Below are 19285 nucleotides of genomic sequence, written 5' to 3'. Positions count from 1 at the left end.
AGCATTCCTAATTTTACAGGGGTGGGTGAATTAATCGACTGTTTACCAAGTGTTGCCCCCATCCTGGAGAAGTACAATGAACGCCCATACCATTCCCGAACTGCGTTATGCGATGAGCCGCGAAGCCATTATAGGCCATGAAACCGCCTGGAAAGTGTCGAGTTTCGGTGTCGCGCAATATCTGCACGGCTATGACCCGGCACTGCTTGCCGCGATCGAGGAGGCTGCCCTGAAGCTCAAGGCCAGCCATGCCGTGCACAAGCACCTCGATCTGACCTTCATCACCGGGGCCGACCGTTTCATCCCCGAGATCAAGGAATTGCTGCATGACAAGCTGCGCCTGGAGCGGCTGTCCGACATGATGGGCACCAAGCTGGAGCCCTATCCGCTGTCGATCGTCGGCTCGACGGTCACCTTCATGAATCCCAAGGACGGCGCCGTGGAGTGGCATTGCGATGGCGTTCCGGTCACCGAGCTCATTCCATTGTCGATCAGCAATCCGCTGGTCGGCGGCCACCTCGAAATCTACTGCGACGACTCCGAAACCGGCCGCGCCATTCTCGAAGCCGGCCGCGAGATCCCGCGCAACAGTGTCATGCGCATCGATCACAAGATGAACTACGCGACGCTCGGGCAATTCCTGGGCGTCCTGCATCGCACCGCTCCGATCCGGTTCGGCGAGCGCGTCACGCTGGTGCTCAACCAGCGCTCGGTGGCCAAGCCCTATGTCGACGACAACAGAATGTTCTATCTCGCCGCCGACAATGACCACGACCGTGAGTGGGTCAGCGAACTGGCCGAAGATGTCTGGACCAACCAGTTGCCGGCCTATCGTCGGTTCGAGGCAGAGCATCCCGTGCCCGCGGCCGTCGATGCACCGGTTCCGGGCGGCGCCAGGGAATCATGGTAATGAACCAAGATCCCGAAAAGTCGGAACCGGTTTTCGGACAGGATCATGGTCGAACAGCAAAATAGAATCCCATGCCGATTGTTTCGGCAGGGATCCGGCTCGATATCCGCGTTGGTCTTCGCTGCCGGTGCGGTGGCGTTGTGGTCCACCAATGCGCTGGTCGGCAAATCCCTGCTGGCCAGCCACCCGGCGTCGCAGGTCCAGTTCCTGCAATTTGCAGGCGCTGCACTCGTCTTCGCCGCCATCCGATTGATGAGCCGGGAAAGAGTAGCACCGGTCACGGCCGGGGCGGCGCTCATCTCTGTCGCAGTCGGATTCATCGGTCTGGTCGGCACCATGGTGCTGCAATACATCGCCTTCGCTTCGATGCCGGTCATCGAGGCCAATCTGATGGCCTACACCTGGCCGTTGATGGTCGCGGTGGCAGTCATCGCCTTGGAAAATCCGCGGCATCCGGCCCTGTTGGGTCTCGCCACGGTGGTAGGCTTCATCGGCGTCGCACTGGTGATTTCGGGAGGGCGCAGCCAATCCTGGTTCCAGGGCGATCTGGTCGGCTATCTCGCCGCATTCGGGTCGGCGCTGTGCATGGCCTTCTACTCGATCATGGTGGGACGGGTCGCCACCCCAGCGGATCGCCTGTTGCTGCCATCGTCTTTGATTGGCGTCGCTTTGACGTTTCTATGGTGCGCTCGCGACGGTTTCACCTGGCCCGTCGGCGCGGACCTGGCTCTCGGCCTTTATCTCGGCGCCGGTCCGATGGGCTTGGGCTACTATTTCTGGTCGCGCGCCTTGAAGCTTGAAGGCAGCGGCAGGGTCGCGGTGGTCGCCTATCTCACGCCGATCGCCTCGACCCTGCTTTTGACCTTGTCCGGCGAGCGGCTGACGGTGACGGCCATTGTCGGAGCTATCCTCGTCATCGGCAGTTGTGTCGCGGTCGGTGTGGAACGTTCGGAGGCCGAAAACCATGTTTGACGAGAATGAGCGTCTGGCTATTCAGGAAGCGAATTGGCTGATCGATGAATTCGGCGCCGAGGCACCGCTTTACGCCGCGATGAGGGCCGAAAAGGCGATAGAACAAAAGGATTTCGCGCGTTGCGCCCGCTGGAAGCGTATTCTGGAGATATTGGACGAAAGTCCTGCCTCTAAGTCTGCTGGTTCCAAGTATTAGATTTTCTAATTTGCACAGCGTCGATTTTGCATGAATGCTATTTTTGCTGATTCTTGATTCTTTTATGAGGCTTGGCGGTCCGTTGGGGGACGCGGTTAAAGAGATACATCGACACAAGTCTTCGCTGGGGTGGATGATTTTGTCGCAAATAAGGTGAAAGAATTGTCAAATATCGATGATAAGACCGTTATCGAGCTGACGGCCGATATTGTCTCGGCCTATGTAGGCAACAATCCGCTTCCGGCTGCCGGCCTGCCCGAGCTGATTGCCAGCGTCAGCGCCTCGGTTCGCAAGCTCGCCGGTGCGGCTGTCGCGGAAGTCCCAAACCTGGTTCCGGCCGTCAATCCGAAGAAGTCGGTGTTTCCCGACTACATCATCTGCCTTGAGGACGGAAAGAAGTTCAAGTCGCTCAAGCGGCATCTGCGGACCGACTACGGCCTGAGCCCGGACGACTATCGGGCCAAATGGGGCTTGCCACCGGACTATCCGATGGTTGCACCAAACTACTCGGCGACGCGATCGGCGCTGGCAAAGTCGACGGGACTTGGCCGCAAGCCGGCAGCAGCGCCGGCCGCTGTCGCCAAGGCAACGAAGCGCAAGGCGACTGCCTGAGAGCAGGCAAGCCACTGTTCGGCTGCTTTGACGGCGCCCTAGCGGGCGTCGTTTCGAGGCCTTGTGCGGCCAACTGGCCCGCAAGGCCTTGCGAAGCGTTGATGTCCGGTGCAAAAGCGCGGCCATGCTGATCATCAACGACCTATCGCTCCGCATGGCCGGACGCTTGCTTCTCGACCATGCCTCGCTGACCTTGCCGGCCGGCACCAAGGCCGGCCTTGTCGGCCGCAACGGCACCGGCAAGACGACACTGTTCAAGGCCATCACCGGCGATTTCCCGTCCGAGACAGGATCGATCAGCCTGCCGAAGAGCACCCGCATCGGCCAGGTGGCGCAGGAAGCGCCGGGCACCGAGGATGCGCTGATCGAGATCGTGCTCAAGGCCGATCTCGAACGCACGGCGCTGCTCGAAGAAGAAAAGACGGCGACCGATCCGCACCGCATCGCCGACATCCATATGCGGCTGGCCGATATCGACGCGCACTCAGCCGAATCCCGCGCCGCCACCATTCTCGCCGGCCTCGGCTTCGACGACGCTGCCCAGAGGCGTCCGGCATCGTCCTTCTCCGGCGGCTGGCGCATGCGCGTGGCGCTCGCTGCGGTGCTGTTTGCCGAGCCCGACCTTCTGCTGCTCGACGAGCCGACCAACTATCTCGATCTCGAAGGCACGCTGTGGCTGGAAAACTATGTGTCGAAATACCCGCACACAGTGCTCTTGATCTCGCATGACCGCGACCTGCTCAACCGCGCCGTCAACTCGATCGTCCATCTCGACCAGAAAAAGCTGACCTTCTGGCGCGGCGGCTACGACCAGTTCGAGCGTCAATATACAGAGCAGAAGGAATTGCAGGAGAAGGGCCGGGTCAAGCAGGAGGCCGCCCGCAAGCACATGGAATCCTTCGTCGAGCGGTTCCGCGCCAAGGCCTCCAAGGCGAGACAGGCGCAGTCGCGCATCAAGGCGCTGGAAAAGATGAAGCCGATCGCGGCCCTCGTGAACGATTCGGTGCGGCCGTTCTCCTTCCCCGAGCCGGTGAAGACGGTGGCCTCGCCGATCGTGGCGCTGAACAACGTCAATGTCGGCTACACCGAGGGTCAGCCGATCCTCAAGAAGATGACGCTGCGCATCGACGCCGACGACCGCATCGCGCTGCTCGGCGCCAACGGCAACGGCAAGTCGACCTTCGCCAAATTGCTGTCGGGCCGGCTGAAGCAGGAGAGCGGCACCATGACGGTGGCGCCCGGGTTGAAGGTGGCGATCTTTGCCCAGCATCAGCTCGACGATCTCCGGCCGGACGAAAACGCCTACGAGCATGTCCGCCGGCTGATGCCGGAGGCCCCGGAATCGAAGGTACGCGGCCGCGTCGCCCAGTTCGGCCTCACGACCGAGAAGATGAACACCGCCGCCAAGGATCTGTCGGGCGGCGAGAAGGCGCGGCTGCTGATGGGGCTGTCGGCCTTCGAGGGCCCAAACCTGTTCATCCTCGACGAACCGACAAACCATCTCGACATCGACAGCCGCGAATCGCTGATCCATGCGCTGAACGAATTTCCCGGCGCCGTCATCCTGATCTCGCATGATCGCCATCTGCTGGAGGCAACCGCCGACCGGCTGTGGCTGGTCAAGGACGGCGCGGTCAACCCGTATGACGGCGACTTGGAAGACTACAAGTCGCTGGTCACCGGCGTCTCCGGCGACCGCCGCGGCAAGCGCGAGGCCGACAAGGCGTCAAAAGCCGACCGCCGCCGCGATGCAGCGGCACGCCGCGCCGCCTTCGAGCCGCTCGCCAAGGAGATCCGCGCCACCGAAGCGCTGATGGACCGCATTCGCAAGCGAATCGACGGCATCGAGGACGAACTGTCCAATCCGGCGGTGTACGAAAAGGATCCCTCGACGGCGACCCGGCTGGCCAAGGAGCGCTCGCAACTGGCCCAGACACTGGCCGGCCACGAGGAAAAATGGCTGACCATGTCGGCCGAGTATGAGGAAGGCACGGCGGAGTGAGCAGCCGGCTATGCAAGCGAATTCATCGTGCCAGCCGCACGATGAATTGCCTGTGAACGCCGGGACGGTGTAGAGTAGCGGCGGATCCGGCAGATGGCTGAAAGGCCTGTGGCACAGATGCACTTGCTGCGGCTATTTTGCTCGACCGGACGACGCTGCCCGGCATCTATTGCCGCCTTTGGCGTTTAGAAGCGGACCGCGGATCACAAACTCTTCCGCGACCATGCACGAGTTCCTGCTTTTTTCAGGCGGCTTTCCGCTCGTCTTTCCATGTCTCGTGCCGCTTTCCCCATGCCGACATAGCGGTGACCGCATCGTTCAGACTCATGCCCAGGGTCGTGACCGAGTATTCCACGCGTGGCGGTACCTCGTCATAGGCGCGCCGGCTGACGAGTCCGTCGGCCTCCATCTGTCGCAATTGTTGCGCGAGCATCTTCTCACTGATTCCAGGCAACCGCCGGTGCAGTTCGGCGAAGCGGTGCGGCCGCAGGTGCAATTCCCACAATAGCGAGGTTTTCCACTTTCCGCCGATTGCCTGCATCGCGGCGGCAAAGCCGCAACTGTCTGGCTCCTTGCTCCTCATGTGACAACTCCTGACATGATTCCAATAGCTTACCTCAAGGTGCGTACTTCTCAACACAGCAAGAATATATATCTTTGGATCAGCGCGCCAAACACAAACCAATCCCTCGTCGAGAGGGCTATCGGAGAAGTCACCATGAAATCCAATGTCTGCGTGCTCGGCGCGGGCCGCATGGGCTCGTCCATCGTTCGAACGTTGCTCGACCGAAATTATCCAACATCCGTGTGGAATCGCACTGCAGCCAAGTGCCAGCCCCTGGCTGCTCTTGGCGCGAGGTTGGCCTCTTCAGTAGAGGACGGAATCCGGTCGGCCGATGTCTTGATCATAAACGTTCTGCATTATGCCGCCAGCGATGCGCTGCTCAAGCAGCGCAATGTCGCTTCGGCGCTGGCCGGCAAAGCCGTCATACAACTCACCTCCGGCTCAGCGCGTTTGGCGCGGGAGGAGGCGCGCTGGATCGAAGCGCATGGCGCCGGCTATCTGGACGGCGCGATCCTGGCGACTCCGGATTTTATTGGCAAACCGGACACCGCATTGCTGTATTCAGGATCCCACGCCGTCTACGAAGCGAACAAGACCCTGCTTTTTGCCCTTGGTGGCGGCACGAGTTATGTCGGCGAGGTGCCTGGCCAAGCCTCCGCGCTTGACACCGCGCTGCTCACCCAGATGTGGGGCGGGCTGTTCGGCGCGCTCCAGGGCATGGCTGTCGCCGAGGCCGAAGGTCTCGATCTGGATACGTTCAGGAGCCATCTGTCCGCATTCAAGCCGGTTGTCGATGCCGCTTTGTTCGATGTGGTTGACCGGACAAAGGCGCGCCTCTTTGCCGGCGACGACGCAACGCTCGCGTCATTGGGCGCCCACTACAGCGCCATCCGGCATCTTCTCGAAGCATGCCAGGAGCGAGGTCTTGACGCGGCCATGCCGCGCGCAATGGACGGGATTTTTCAGCAGGCGCTCTCGCGCGGGCGCGCGGATGATGATTTTGCATCTCTCTCACCCCTGTTTGGAAATGGCTCGCCCCGTCCGGGCAGGGAGCCCGCGAATGCGTGATGGCAAGACAGAGCGAAGGGCGACCTGCTCGTGTCGCGGCGCGGAACTGGTTCTCGCCGGAGAGCCTCGGCGCGTCTATGCCTGCAGTTGCCTGGAATGCCAGAGATGCACCGGGGCAGCGTTCTCATACCGAGCCATCTATGCCGACTCCGCCATAGTCGCCCAGAAAGGCGAGACGAAATCCTGGCGACGAACCGGTTCGTCGGGGCAATGGCTGGAGCAGACATTTTGTACCACATGCGGATCGATCGTCTTCATGCGTGCAGAAGGCCTGACGGAAGCGCTGTCGGTATCTGTCGGCTGTCTGGAGGACCTGGAATTTCCGGCTCCGGCAATTCTCCATTGGCCCAACAGGAAGCACAAATGGCTCTGCCTGGAAGGCGTGCCCCTGGCGGAAGTCTCCTGAAGCAGACTGCCCCAGCATTGAGTGGCCGATCGGCTTCTTCCAAAGAGGAGAAGGCAGGGGGCTTGCTCGCCGAGGCAAAACCGTGCGCCGCATCTGGCCCTACACGCGGCGTTCTGAACCCGTTAGTCTTGCAGAATGAACCAGCACGCGCACCTCCGCATCGGCCATTCGGCCTGTCCGCATGATTGCCCCTCGACCTGTGCGCTCGAGGTCGAGCTGCTCGACGGCAAGCGCATCGGCCGCGTCCATGGCGCCAAGTCCAACAGCTACACGGCCGGCGTCGTCTGCGCCAAGGTCGCGCGTTATGCCGACCGCGTCCACCACCCCGACCGTTTGCTGAAGCCGCTGATCCGCGCCGGCGCCAAGGGCGACGGCGCCTGGAAGGAAGCAAGCTGGGAGGCGGCGCTCGACCTCGTCGCCGAAAAATTCATCGCGGCCGAGGAGAAATACGGCTCGGAGACGGTCTGGCCCTATTATTATGCCGGCACGATGGGACTGGTGCAGCGTGACGGCATCGACCGGCTGCGCCACGCCAAGAAATATTCGGGCTTCTTTGGTTCGATCTGCACCAATCTCGCCTGGACCGGCTGGATGATGGGCGCCGGCGCCTTGCGCGGGCCGGACCCGCGCGAGATGGCGAAATCCGACTGCGTGGTGATCTGGGGCACCAATGCGGTGGTGACGCAGGTCAACGTCATGACCCACGCCATCAAGGCGCGCAAGGAGCGCGGCGCGAAGATCGTCGTCATCGACGTCTATGAGAATGCGACGATGAAGCAGGCCGATCTCGGCCTGGTGCTGAAGCCGGGCACCGATGGCGCGCTGGCCTGCGCGGTCATGCATGTCCTGTTCAGGGAAGGCATGGCCGATCGCGCCTATCTCTCGAAATACACCGACGACCCGAAGGGGCTGGAAGCGCATCTCGAGACGCGCACGCCGGAATGGGCGGCCGGGATCACCGGCTTGACGGTCGCCGAGATCGAGGCCTTCGCCCGCCTCGTCGGCACGACGAAAAAGACCTATTTCCGCCTCGGCTACGGCTTCGCGCGCCAGCGCAATGGCGCCGTCAACATGCATGCAGCGTCCTGCATCGCGGCTGTCACCGGCAGCTGGCAATATGAGGGCGGCGGCGCCTTCCATTCCAATTCCGGCATCTTCAAGCTCAACCAGGATGTGCTGGAAGGCACGAAGATGCGCGATCCTTCGATCCGCCATCTCGACCATTCGCGCATCGGCCCGGTGCTGATGGGAGCCAGCGACGCGCTCTATGGCGGCCCGCCGGTGACGGCGATGCTGATCCAGAACACCAACCCGGTGAATGTTGCACCGGAGCAGCGGCTGGTGACGCAGGGTTTTATGCGCGACGACCTGTTCACTTGCGTGCATGAGCAGTTCATGACCGACACGGCCAAGCTTGCCGATGTCGTGCTGCCGGCGACGATGTTCCTCGAGCACGACGACGTCTACAAGGGCGGCGGCAACCAGCACATCACGCTCGGCCCGAAGCTGATCGAGCCGCCGGACGGGCCGCGCACCAACCATTTCGTCATCGAGCAATTGGCTGATCGCCTCGGCGTCGCCGATCGCCCGGGCTTCGGCCTGACCGAGCAGCAGCATATCGACATCATCCTGGGCAAGCGCGGGCTGGGCAGCTTCGACAGCTTGAAGGAAGAAAAGTGGGTCGACCTGCAGCCGGATTTCGACACCGCGCATTTCATCAGGGGATTTGGCCATGCGGATGGAAAATTCCGCTTCCGTGCCGACTGGACGGGACAGGCAGCGCCCAATCGGCCGCCGAAAAGCATGGGCCTGTTCGGCCCGGTGGCGCGGCTGCCGGAATTTCCTGATCATGTCGATCTGATCGAGGTTGCCGACGAGGCGCACCCGTTCCGGCTGACGACGTCGCCGGCGCGCAACTTCCTCAATTCGACATTCTCGGAAACGCCGGTGTCGAAGGCCAGGGAGGGCCGCCCGGAACTGCTTCTGCATCCCGACGATGCCGCAGCCCTTGGGTTGGCCGACGGCGATCGCGTCGAAGTCGGCAACACGCGCGGCGAAGTCGTGCTGCATGCGAAGCTGTTCGACGGCATCAAGCGCGGCGTGGTGATCGCCGAAGGCATCTGGCCAAACAGCGCCCATGAGCGCGGCGAGGGCATCAACGTGCTGACCGGCGCCGATGCGCCGGCGCCCTATGGCGGTGCTGCCTTCCATGACAACAAGGTCTGGCTGCGCGCGGCGGGGTGAGGGCGGCATAGCCGGTCAGGGATTTCCTGGTCGTGCATCTGGCGATGCGGCAACAATAACAAGTATTGGCCGCGCGCCGTGCATAGCTGCGACGTTAATATTGTTGAGATTTCAGCGGGGGCTATGTATCGCGGAAGTTAGGAGGGATTCGAAATAATTTCGCTTTGGGATGGATGCACGTGAAGTTCATTTTCAAGAAATATTAGAATATTTTTTATTTGGTTGTTGAATGAAATCGAAATTATTAGGTGGAAAACCGCAAAAAATATGAGGTAGAAAAACATATCGGCCCCATTTTCATTGGTTACTAAGAAATATACCCATCCAAAAAAGGCTGAAATTAAAATAGGGTATGATATCAATGTCCCACTATTAGTAAATGAGCCACGTATAAAATTACCATTTTTGCCTTCAATAAACTGTGCCTTAAATGTTGTTATGTTTCTGTATACTCCAGCTTCAATCCAGAATTTCTTGTTAACTTTGTCTAAAAGCACACTGCTTACCAGGTTGCCGTGTTTTTCATTCGAATCAGAAATTTTAAAGAATAGATCTTTTTCTAATGTCTCATATTTAAAATCCCCAACCATTCTAGGGAGGACTAAAATTCTTAGGAAATTGCTATATCTGGGAGATTTCATGAAGCGCCGCTTGCTCTCTTTTACCAAATAAGAGGTTTCGCATAAACTCCCAATTTAAAGCTACGATTTTGTACCAGAGCTTTGCAACACCCTTTAGCGGGCTTTGCGTCATCTCACCACCATCACCCAATATTCTGGCTCTTCCGGCCGTGGCTGGCGTTTTTCCCATTCGACCGTAAATCCGGCTCCAGCTAGGGCCGCCCCCGCCCCAAACCAGGATCTCTAAAACACGATGGCGCTTGTCGCCGCCAAGCTGACGAAGGAGATTGCCAGCATGATGCTGACGACTGCGCTGGGATAGGCAGACCGCAGATCAAACCGGCAGGATTTCAGCCGCCTTGTTTCGGTCTCGTCGGAGGCTGATGTCGTCGGCGATCTGCTCTGCCTCGATCGAGATTTCGCGCAGCAATCCGGTGACCGGATTGTGAAACCCAATCAGATAAAGACCGAGGTCCGAAGCCCTCGCATTGACGCCGCTACCGCCTGGCTGGACGCCGGGCTCCAGCAATCTGGCATAGCCCGGCCGGAAACCGGTGGCGAAGATGATCGCATCGAACGCGCCATGCTTGCCATCGACAAAACGGGTGCCTTGTTCGGTGATCTCGGCAATATCGGGTGTGACCTTGATCGCGCCTTCGCGGATCTTGCCGACCGTACCGATATCGATCGTCGGGATGCGCGACGAGAGCGCGATCTGCTGCAGCATTCCTTGCCGCGGCCGCTTCAGCCCATATTTCCCCAGCCTGCCCAACGCCAGATCGAGAATGATAGGGAACAAGGCATCGTTGATGCGTTGCGGCATCAGGCGAGCCGCCATGCCGATCATCTGGATGGGCACGCCGAGCAGCTCGCGCGGCACGATATGGACGCCGCCGCGCACCGAAATCGTCGGTCGCGCACCGCCTTCCACCAGATCGAGCGCAATCTCGGCGCCGGTGTTGCCCATGCCGACGATCAGAACCGACTGGCCGGCAAAAGGCATGGCGTTGAGATAGTCGGCGCTATGCAGCCTTTTGCCCCTGAAGGCATCGGCGCCGGCAAATCCGGGCATCAGCGGCTCCGCGTTGTTGCCCGACGCGATCACCACGTTTGAAGCGTGCAGGGGGCCGGTTGTCGTGTCCACGAGCCAGCTTCTGCCTCGCCGGCTGATCGCCCGCACCGTTTCTCCAAATCTGGGCCGCAGATCGAAGCGTTGCGCGTAGGCATCGAGATATGAAGCGAACAGATCGCGCGGCACATAGCGCGGATACTCCCTGGGAAAGGGCACGAAGGGCAGCGACGAATAGCGTTTGGTCGTGTGCAAATGGACGCGCTCATAGTGGCGTCGCCACGCGGGTGCGGCCTGCTCCTCTTTTTCGAGCAGGACGAAATCCTGCCCTGCCTGCCGCAGGCACGCGGCAATGGCCAGGCCCGCCGGCCCGGCACCGATAATCGCAACTGGTGTGGTGTCGTCCAAGCGCGCCTCCCCCGACAAATTCGCTTCCGGAGAATGGCAAAAGCATGGCAGCCGGAGCCTGCCATGCCTGCAACGCTCAGCCGGGCAAGGGCACCGTCAACCCGACCTTGACCCTGTCCATCGCAACAAACGTGCGGAACTTGCGGACATTGTTGCTGTCGAAGAACAGTTTTCGCGTCAGCGCTTCATAAGCGCCCATGTCGGCCACGGTGATGACCAGGATGAAATCGGCCTCGCCGGTGACATAGTAGCATTGCTGGATTTCAGGGGTCGCCGAGAATTGCCGCTTAGCCGCGTCGATCAGTTCGGCGCGTTCGCTCTCGAGTTCCACCTCGACGAAGATGGTGATCGGCTGGCCGACCGCCGCCGGCTCGATCACCGCGACATTGCCGGCGATGACGCCGGTCTGTTCCATGCGCTTGATGCGGCGCTGCACCGCCGGCGCCGACAGGTTCACAGCTTCGCCGATCAGCCGCTGCGGCGTCGTGTTGTCGCGCTGCAGGATGGCAAGGATGGCGAGATCGAAACTGTCGAGCGAGGGCGGGATTGCAGGCAATGAGATATTCCTGACGAAACAAATTTGCATTCGGGAGGCCATATTACAGCGCTCCTTGCGCCGATCCTGCAATATATTCTCGCTGAATGCCAAGGAGGCCTGCCAGTGTTCCTGCTCAACCGCAATGCTTTGCATCGCCTGCCACTCGATCCAACCGATGCCGAAACTCTTGGCGTGGCCGGCGCCGACACGGTCGAGCGTTTTCTCAGCCATCGCGACAATCACCTGATGACGCCGCTGCATGCGCTGCCGGCGCTCGCCGCCGAATTCGGACTTGGCGCCGTCCACATCAAGGATGAGGGCTTTCGCCTCGGCCTCGGCAGCTTCAAGGCGCTTGGCGGCGCCTATGCCGTCTTCCGGCTGGTGCTGGAGGAGGCAGGCAGCCGGCTTGGTCGCCCTGTCGACGTGGCCGATCTCGATCGCTCTGATGTGCGGGCCGTCGCCGCGGCGATGACATTTGCCTGTGCGACCGACGGCAACCATGGCCGCTCCGTCGCGCAAGGCGCGCAACTCCTCGGTGCGCGGGCGGCGATCTTCGTCCACGCCGGCGTCAGCGAGGAGCGCATCGCCGCGATCGCCCGTTATGGCGCCGAGATGATCCGCGTTGACGGCAACTATGATGATTCGGTCAGGCAAGCTGCCCAGGTTTCGGCCGAGAAGGGCTGGACCGTTGTGTCCGACACCTCGTGGCCCGGTTATGAACGGATTCCTGGCCTGGTCATGCAGGGCTATACGGCGATCGTGCGCGAAGCCTTGCGCCAGCTCTCTCGGACGCCAACCCACGTCTTCGTGCAGGCCGGTGTCGGTGGCATTGCCGCCGCGCTGGCCGGCCATCTGGCCATCGTGCTCGGTGACGCCAGGCCGACCTTCATCGTGGTCGAGCCGGCGCGTGCCGGCTGTGTTTTTGCAGCCGCCCAGATTGGGCACCCGGTCAAAGTCGCGCACGGCCAGCCGACGGTGATGGCCATGCTTGAATGCTACGAGGCGTCGCCCGTCGCCTGGCGGGTGTTGGCGCGCGCCGCCGATGCCTTCATGACGGTGGATGAGGCCGACGCCGTCGCGGTGATGCGGCGGCTGGCACGGCCGGCCGCCGGCGATCCGGCGATCGTCGCCGGCGAAAGCGGCGGTGTTGGTCTTGCCGGGCTGATCCGGGCGATGGCCGACAACCCGACCGAGCTTGGACTGGACGGCAAATCGCGGGTGCTGGTGATCAACACCGAAGGTGCCACCGACCCGCATCGCTATGCCGAGCTGGTTGGCATGAGCCCGGCCGATGTGCTGGAAGGCAAGATGAAAGCCGAGGCAACGGCATGACCGCGATCGATGCACAGCGCCTGCTTGGCCGTATCCGCGAACTCGGTGCCGTCGGTCGCGACGGCGAGGGCAGGCTGATCCGGCTGGCCGCCTCCGACACCGACAAGCAGGGCCGCGATCTCTTCGTCGGCTGGCTGCGGCAGGTGGGGCTCGATGTCGCCATCGACCGGGTCGGCAATATTTTCGGCATCTGGCAAAGCCCGGACAACAGGGAGCAGGCGCCGCTGCTCATCGGCTCGCACATCGACACTGTCATCGATGCGGGCATCTATGACGGCTGTTATGGCGTGCTTGCCGGGCTGGAGGTGATCGAGACGCTCAAGGGATCAGGCTTTTCGCCGTCGCGTCCGGTCGCGGTCGCCGCTTTCACCAATGAAGAGGGCGTGCGCTACACTCCCGACATGATGGGCTCGCTGGTCCATGCCGGCGGCATCGATGCCGAAACGGTGCTGGCGGCTGTGGGCACCGACGGCAGCGTGCTGGGCCAGGAGCTCGCCCGCATCGGCTATGCCGGCGACCGGGAACCTGGGTTCCTCAAACCGCATGCTTATCTCGAACTGCATATCGAACAGGGGCCGGTGCTGGAGCGTGAAAGCGTGCCGATCGGCGCGGTGGAGAATCTGCAAGGCATCTCCTGGCAGCGTATCACCATAGACGGCGTCGCCAATCATGCCGGCACCACGCCGATGTCGATGCGCAACGATGCCGGCCATGCCGCCGCCCGGACCATCACCTTCCTGCTCGACCGGACCAAAGCCTCGAACGCGCCGACGGTGGCGACCGTGGGTACGATCCGCTTCGAACCGAATGCCATCAACGTCATTCCCTCGCGCGCCGTCTTCACCATCGATCTGCGCGATCCCGACGAACAGCGCCTGCAGGCGGAGGAGGCGGCGCTTGCCGCCTATCTCGAGCAGCTTGCCACCGATGGGAACGTGACGATCTCGGTCGAGCAACTGGCCCGCTTCGAACCGGTGATCTTCGACCTTCGCATCGTCGAGCTGATCGAGGCCGCCGCGAAGAACCGTGGCCTCGGCGTCCGGCGCATGACGTCCGGCGCCGGCCACGATGCACAGATGCTGGCGCGCATCGCACCGGCAGCGATGATCTTCGTGCCGAGCACCGGCGGCATCAGCCACAGTCCGCGCGAGCACACCGAAGATGCCGAGCTTGTTGCCGGTGCCAACATCCTGCTTGATGTGGCCGCGCAACTTGTGAAGTAACAGGGCGAAAAATGTCTGAACTCGATCGCGACGCGCTGAGGCGCGAGATGATTTTCTGGCGGCGCGATCTGCATGCGCATCCCGAATTCGGTTTCGAGGAGAAGCGTACCGCAGCCTTCGTCGCCGCCAAACTGCGTGAGTTCGGCCTCGACGACGTCAGCGAAGGCGTCGGCGGCACCGGCGTCGTCGGCACGTTGAAGCGCGGCAGCGGCAACCGGGCGATTGCGCTCAGGGCCGACATGGATGCGCTGCGCATATCAGAGCGGTCGGACGCATCCTACCGTTCCTGCAACCCTGGCATCATGCATGCCTGCGGCCATGACGGCCACACAACCATGCTGCTCGGCGCGGCAAAGCTGCTGGCAGGTGAGGGCGGTTTCGACGGCACCGTGCGCTTCGTCTTCCAGCCAGCCGAGGAATGGGGCAGGGGCGCGCTCGCCATGCTCGACGATGGGCTGATGCAGCGCTTTCCCTTCGACGAGATCTTCGGCCTGCACAACATGCCCGGCCTGCCGATCGGGCATTTCGAGACCCGTGCCGGCCCCATAATGTCGGCCGAGGATATCTTCGAGATCGTGCTTAAAGGGCTCGGCGGTCATGCCGCGCGACCGCATGCGGGCAACGAGACGCTGGTCGCCGCCTGCGCGCTGGTCACCAATCTGCAGACCATCGTCTCGCGCCGGCTGAGCCCGGCCGACATATCGGTGGTTTCGGTGACCGAGCTGATCACCGACGGCACCCGCAACGCTCTGCCCGGCCTTGCCCGCATCCTCGGCGATGCGCGCAGCTTCCGGCCCGAGGTCAGCGCCGAGATCGAGCGGCAAATGCGCATCATCGCCGAGGGCATCGCCGTCGCCTACAATGTCACCGCCGAGGTCAAGTACAGCAGGGAGTTCGTGCCGCTGCGCAACGATGCCGAACTGGTCGATGCGGCATTTGCCGCCGCAAGGCACGTCTTCGAACCCGGCAACATCGCCGTCGCCCGCGAGCCGATGACCGCCTCCGAGGATTTCGCCCGCTTCCTCGACCATGTGCCGGGTTGCTTCGTCTTCCTCGGCAATGGCGAGGCTTCCGCGCCGTTGCACAATTCCAGCTACGACTTCAACGATGAGGGGCTGTTGTTCGGCACGAATTTCCATGTCGCCGTGGTCAGGCAAAGGCTGAGTGGCGAGGCGGGAAGATGATCGAGTTTTGATCCCCAGGCCGCGCTCGCCGCTAGCCCAAACACCACCGCTATTGCCAACCAGCTCCGGAGTTTATTGAGATTGCGGGGATGATGGTCAAGACAAGCTTGTGACGGACCGGCGACCGATAGGGCCGTGCGCATAGGTACGTTTTTAACAAAGATAATCCCCCAATGACGCAGGGGAAAGACTCAGCTAGCCTCACCTGTGCGGCGGACCTCATTATCCGCTTGGCCGGCGCTTCATTCCTCCTCCCAAGCGGCGCCGGCCTTCTTCCCCAAAAGCCTGTCCGGGACGCCACAGCGGCATGCGGCAGTGCACGAGCCCCGCAAACGCCAAGTTCCGCCTCCGGTGCTCCGAGAATGCATCGGGAAAGCGCTGGCGAAACCCATAGCCGTCCTCCATCTTCGACTGCGCGCGTGGACGATTGGCAAGGGAACCAAAGGCGGTTTCCCCGGTTGGTTCTGCTCCAAAGGAGTGTTGCACCATGTTCCGTCTGCTCGTCGTCGGCGCCTTCGCCTATGTCACCTATCGTATCGCCAGGAAGATGGTCGAAAACGTGCCCGATACGGTCGACCCGCTGCTGTTGCCGCCATCGCAATATGATCGCGAGACCTTGCGGCGGCAGTCGGCCGACATGGGTGTCGATCCGCAACGCTAAGACACGGACGTCACGCTTCGGCCTGTCGAGCACGAGGCCAGCCTCGCATCGACGTTGCGAACAAAGCAGAAACGATGCTTGATGGGCGATGAACCTCGCCACTGCTGATTCGACCTTTCGGGACCCGACCGTCCAGCCTGCCTATCTCGCCCGGCTCAACGATGCCCAGCGCCAGGCAGTCGAGCACGGCGACGGCCAAATAGCCGGTCCGCTGCTGGTCATTGCCGGCGCGGGTTCGGGCAAGACCAACACGCTGGCTCACCGCGTCGCCCATTTGGTCGTCAAGGGGGCCGACCCGCGCCGCATCCTGCTGATGACTTTCTCGCGCCGCGCCGCGTCCGAAATGGCCAGGCGCGTCGAGCGTATCGCCGGCGAAGTGCTCGGCCGCGATGCAGCTGTCATCACCGATGCGCTGACCTGGGCGGGAACCTTTCACGGCATCGGCGCGCGGCTGCTTCGCGACTATGCGCTGGAGATCGGCCTCGACCCTGCCTTCACCATCCATGATCGCGAGGATTCCGCCGACCTGATGAACCTGGTCCGCCACGAACTCGGCTTCTCGAAGACGGAAGCGCGCTTCCCCACCAAGGGAACCTGCCTTGCCATCTATTCGCGCGCCGTCAACGCACAGGCGCCGCTCAACGAGGTCTTGGGTTCTGCCTTTCCCTGGTGCGCCGGCTGGGCGGAGCAACTGAAAGAATTGTTCGCCGGTTATGTCGAGGCCAAGCAGGCACAGAACGTGCTCGATTACGACGATTTGCTGCTCTACTGGGCGCAGATGGCGGCGGAGCCCGAGATAGCGGCGCATCTGGGCGGGCGTTTCGACCATGTGCTGGTCGACGAATACCAGGACACCAACCGCTTGCAGGCTTCGATCCTGATGGCACTGAAACCCGACGGCGCCGGGCTGACGGTGGTGGGCGACGATGCACAGTCGATCTATTCGTTCCGTGCCGCCGAGGTGCGCAACATCCTCGACTTCCCCAACCAGTTCGCGCAAGCCGCCGATGTGGTGATGCTGGAACGCAATTACCGCTCGACCGAAACCATCCTGGCGGCCGCCAATGCGGTGATCGGCGAAGCCTCGGAGCGCTTCACCAAAAACCTGTGGTCGGAGCGCAAGTCGACCGACAGGCCAAAACTGGTGAGCGTGCGCGACGAGGTCGAGCAGGCCAATTTCGTCTGCGACACCATTCTGGCCGAGCGCGAGGCCGGCACGGCACTGAAATCTCAGGCGGTGCTGTTTCGCGCCTCGCACCACAGCGGCCCGCTGGAGATCGAGCTGACGCGGCGCAACATTCCCTTCGTCAAGTTCGGCGGGCTGAAATTCCTCGATGCAGCCCATGTCAAGGACGTGCTGGCGGTGCTGCGCTTCGCCGAGAACCCGCGCGACCGCGTCGCCGGCTTCCGCGTGCTGCAGCTGATGCCAGGCATCGGCCCTTCGGCTGCCGCGCAGATCGTCGAGACCATGACGACGGCGCTGGACGAAGCCATGGGGCTGGCCGGCTGGCGTCCGCCGCAACGCGCGGCGGATGACTGGCCGGGCTTCGTCTCGCTCTATTCCGGCCTGCGCGCCGGCGCCAAATGGCCGGCCGACCTCGAACAGATCAGGCTGTGGTATGAGCCGCATCTGGAGCGCATCCACGAAGATGCGACGACGCGGCGCGCCGATCTCTTGCAACTTGAGCAGATCGGTTCGGGCTATGCTTCGCGCGAACGCTTCCTGACAGAATTGACGCTCGATCCGCCCGATGCCACCAGTGACCAGGCCGGGCCGCCGCATCGCGACGAGGACTATCTGATCCTGTCGACCATCCATTCGGCCAAGGGCCAGGAATGGAAGAACGTCTTCGTGCTCAACACGGTCGACGGCTGTATCCCGGCCGATCTCGGCGTCGGCACCAAGGAAGACATCGAGGAGGAGCGCCGGCTGCTCTACGTGGCGATGACGCGGGCCAAGGACAATCTCAACCTGGTCATGCCGCAACGCTTCTTTCCGCACGGCCAGGCGGCGCGCGGCGACCGCCATCTCTATGCGTCGCGCACCCGCTTCATCCCGGCTTCGATCCTGGCGGCGTTCCAGCAGGTGTCATGGCCGAGCGCACAGGTGGCACAGGGCAGGGCGGCCCGGCCGGAGGTGCGCGTCGATATCGGCGCGCGCATGCGCGGCATGTGGAAATAAATAGCCGCGGGATAGCGCCATGTCGAAACCACCGGTCAGGGTCGCCATCGCGGGTGCGCTGGGCCGCATGGGCCGCGAGATGGCGGCCGCCGTGCAGGGCGACGCGCGGCTGGCGCTCGCCGCCCGCTTCCACCGGCCGGGCAGTATCGGCGNGCCGTGCAGGGCGACGCGCGGCTGGCGCTCGCCGCCCGCTTCCACCGGCCGGGCAGTATCGGCGAAGGGCTGGTGAGCCGCGACGAGGCGCTTGCCGTGGCCGACGTGGTCATCGACTTTACCACGCCGGCTGCCTCGGCTGATCTGGCCAGCATTTGCGCCGAACGCGGCGGGCCGGCCCTGGTCATCGGCTCAACGGGCTTCGATGCTGATGAATCGGCTGCGATCGCCGACGCCGCGAAAACAATTGCCATCGTGCGCTCCGGCAGCTTTTCGCTCGGGCTCAACATGTTGATCGGACTGGTCGAGCAGGCCGCGCGGGCACTCGATCCCGATGACTGGGACGTGGAGATTGTCGAGGCGCATCATCGCCACAAGGTCGATGCGCCATCGGGAACGGCGTTGATGCTGGGGCATGCCGCAGCCGGCGGACGCGGCATCGATCTGGACACGGTCGCAAGGCGTGTACGCGATGGCGTCATCGGCTCGCGGCCGACCGGCGAGATCGGCTTTGCGGTGCTGCGTGGCGGCAGCATCGTCGGCGAACACAGCGTCAGCTTCTGCGCCGAGGGCGAGACCTTGACCTTGTCGCATGCAGCCGGCGACCGCATCATGTTCGCCCGCGGCGCGATCGCCGCCGCACTCTGGGTGGCTGGACGTCCGCCCGGCGAATATGACATGCGCGACGTGCTGGGCATGACCGGCCTGTAGCGGCCGGTTTGTCGTCCCGGTTGGACGTACGCACCCATATCTCGTCCGCCTCCGCACCGTAAAAAAGAATGCTGGAGGGGTCAGGTCTATTCAAACCGAACCGTTCGGTTCGATTTCTGTTGACGGACTGTATAGCAGATGGTGAACGCTGGCTTGGTTGTCGGCCTCGTATGGTGGGAGAAGAATCTCACTAACGATTTGATTTCGAACAGTAAAGTTATGACCGCCG

General features: G+C 62.4%; 17 protein-coding genes and 1 pseudogene. 14 read left to right on the top strand and 4 right to left on the bottom strand.

Annotation, left to right across the window (positions count from 1 at the left end; all coding sequences use genetic code 11):
- Positions 1-76 precede the first annotated feature (76 nt).
- From X735_RS1000000169330 to X735_RS144425, 5 genes are all read left to right on the top strand, one after another.
- The gene (locus X735_RS1000000169330; RefSeq protein ID WP_023812619.1) at positions 77-910 is read left to right on the top strand and encodes a hypothetical protein; all 834 of its coding nucleotides are present in this window, start codon (positions 77-79) and stop codon (positions 908-910) included.
- 45 nt (positions 911-955) lie between these two features.
- Positions 956-1882 carry a DMT family transporter gene (locus X735_RS144410; RefSeq protein WP_023812618.1) on the top strand — a complete coding sequence of 309 codons (927 nt, stop codon included), beginning with the start codon at positions 956-958 and terminating at the stop codon, positions 1880-1882.
- On the top strand, positions 1875-2078 hold the full coding sequence (locus tag X735_RS144415; RefSeq protein WP_023812617.1) for a hypothetical protein: 204 nt from the start codon (positions 1875-1877) through the stop codon (positions 2076-2078). Before X735_RS144410 ends, X735_RS144415 begins: the two co-directional genes overlap by 8 nt.
- A 162-nt stretch (positions 2079-2240) precedes the next feature.
- The gene (locus tag X735_RS144420; RefSeq protein WP_023812616.1) at positions 2241-2690 is read left to right on the top strand and encodes a MucR family transcriptional regulator; all 450 of its coding nucleotides are present in this window, start codon (positions 2241-2243) and stop codon (positions 2688-2690) included.
- A 124-nt stretch (positions 2691-2814) separates the two neighbouring features.
- On the top strand, positions 2815-4692 hold the full coding sequence (locus X735_RS144425; RefSeq protein ID WP_023812615.1) for an ABC-F family ATP-binding cassette domain-containing protein: 1878 nt from the start codon (positions 2815-2817) through the stop codon (positions 4690-4692).
- A gap of 244 nt (positions 4693-4936) precedes the next feature.
- Here X735_RS144425 and X735_RS144430 read toward each other — a convergent pair whose 3' ends face one another.
- The gene (locus X735_RS144430; protein ID WP_023812614.1) at positions 4937-5275 is read right to left on the bottom strand and encodes a helix-turn-helix domain-containing protein; all 339 of its coding nucleotides are present in this window, start codon (positions 5273-5275) and stop codon (positions 4937-4939) included.
- Positions 5276-5410: 135 nt separating this feature from the next.
- Between X735_RS144430 and X735_RS144435 the strand changes: the two genes are divergently transcribed.
- The 3 genes from X735_RS144435 to X735_RS144440 all read left to right on the top strand — a co-directional run bounded on the left by X735_RS144435 (position 5411) and on the right by X735_RS144440 (position 8975).
- Entirely contained in the window at positions 5411-6325 is a 915-nt protein-coding gene (locus X735_RS144435; protein WP_081734918.1) for an NAD(P)-binding domain-containing protein, read from the top strand.
- Entirely contained in the window at positions 6249-6731 is a 483-nt protein-coding gene (locus tag X735_RS0134590; RefSeq protein WP_348625600.1) for a GFA family protein, read from the top strand. Before X735_RS144435 ends, X735_RS0134590 begins: the two co-directional genes overlap by 77 nt.
- A 135-nt stretch (positions 6732-6866) precedes the next feature.
- Positions 6867-8975, top strand: a complete 2109-nt coding sequence (locus X735_RS144440) for a molybdopterin oxidoreductase family protein (RefSeq protein WP_023812610.1) — start codon at positions 6867-6869, stop codon at positions 8973-8975.
- Between the two features lie 137 nt (positions 8976-9112).
- On the opposite strand, the gene X735_RS1000000168835 is transcribed toward X735_RS144440, so the two are convergent.
- The 3 genes from X735_RS1000000168835 to X735_RS144450 all read right to left on the bottom strand — a co-directional run bounded on the left by X735_RS1000000168835 (position 9113) and on the right by X735_RS144450 (position 11628).
- Positions 9113-9616: a hypothetical protein gene (locus X735_RS1000000168835; protein ID WP_155930587.1), complete on the bottom strand. Its 504-nt coding sequence runs from the start codon at positions 9614-9616 to the stop codon at positions 9113-9115.
- A gap of 313 nt (positions 9617-9929) precedes the next feature.
- A complete protein-coding gene (locus X735_RS144445) occupies positions 9930-11072 on the bottom strand; it encodes an NAD(P)/FAD-dependent oxidoreductase (RefSeq protein ID WP_023812609.1) in 1143 nt (380 codons plus the stop codon).
- A gap of 76 nt (positions 11073-11148) precedes the next feature.
- Positions 11149-11628, bottom strand: a complete 480-nt coding sequence (locus X735_RS144450; protein ID WP_023812608.1) for an Lrp/AsnC family transcriptional regulator — start codon at positions 11626-11628, stop codon at positions 11149-11151.
- A gap of 105 nt (positions 11629-11733) precedes the next feature.
- Between X735_RS144450 and X735_RS144455 the strand changes: the two genes are divergently transcribed.
- From X735_RS144455 to dapB, 6 genes and pseudogenes are all read left to right on the top strand, one after another.
- The gene (locus X735_RS144455) at positions 11734-12942 is read left to right on the top strand and encodes a diaminopropionate ammonia-lyase (protein ID WP_023812607.1); all 1209 of its coding nucleotides are present in this window, start codon (positions 11734-11736) and stop codon (positions 12940-12942) included.
- Positions 12939-14165 (top strand): Zn-dependent hydrolase, encoded by a 1227-nt coding sequence (locus tag X735_RS144460; protein WP_023812606.1) that lies wholly within the window; start codon positions 12939-12941, stop codon positions 14163-14165. The genes X735_RS144455 and X735_RS144460 overlap by 4 nt, the downstream gene beginning before the upstream one ends.
- An 11-nt stretch (positions 14166-14176) precedes the next feature.
- Complete coding sequence (locus tag X735_RS144465) at positions 14177-15349, top strand: M20 aminoacylase family protein (RefSeq protein ID WP_023812605.1); 1173 nt, start codon at positions 14177-14179, stop codon at positions 15347-15349.
- Between the two features lie 487 nt (positions 15350-15836).
- Entirely contained in the window at positions 15837-16010 is a 174-nt protein-coding gene (locus tag X735_RS1000000167810) for a hypothetical protein (protein WP_023812604.1), read from the top strand.
- Positions 16011-16098: 88 nt separating this feature from the next.
- Positions 16099-18192, top strand: coding sequence for an ATP-dependent helicase (locus tag X735_RS144470; protein ID WP_023812603.1), 2094 nt, complete (start codon positions 16099-16101; stop codon positions 18190-18192).
- A gap of 19 nt (positions 18193-18211) precedes the next feature.
- A pseudogene (dapB, locus tag X735_RS0134585) lies at positions 18212-19056 on the top strand (4-hydroxy-tetrahydrodipicolinate reductase).
- Positions 19057-19285: the final 229 nt, after the last annotated feature.

This window comes from Mesorhizobium sp. L2C084A000 (assembly GCF_000502875.1).
Classification (GTDB): domain Bacteria; phylum Pseudomonadota; class Alphaproteobacteria; order Rhizobiales; family Rhizobiaceae; genus Mesorhizobium.
The sequence above is the reverse complement of the archived record's forward strand: the minus strand, read 5'-3'. Positions and strand labels throughout refer to the sequence as shown.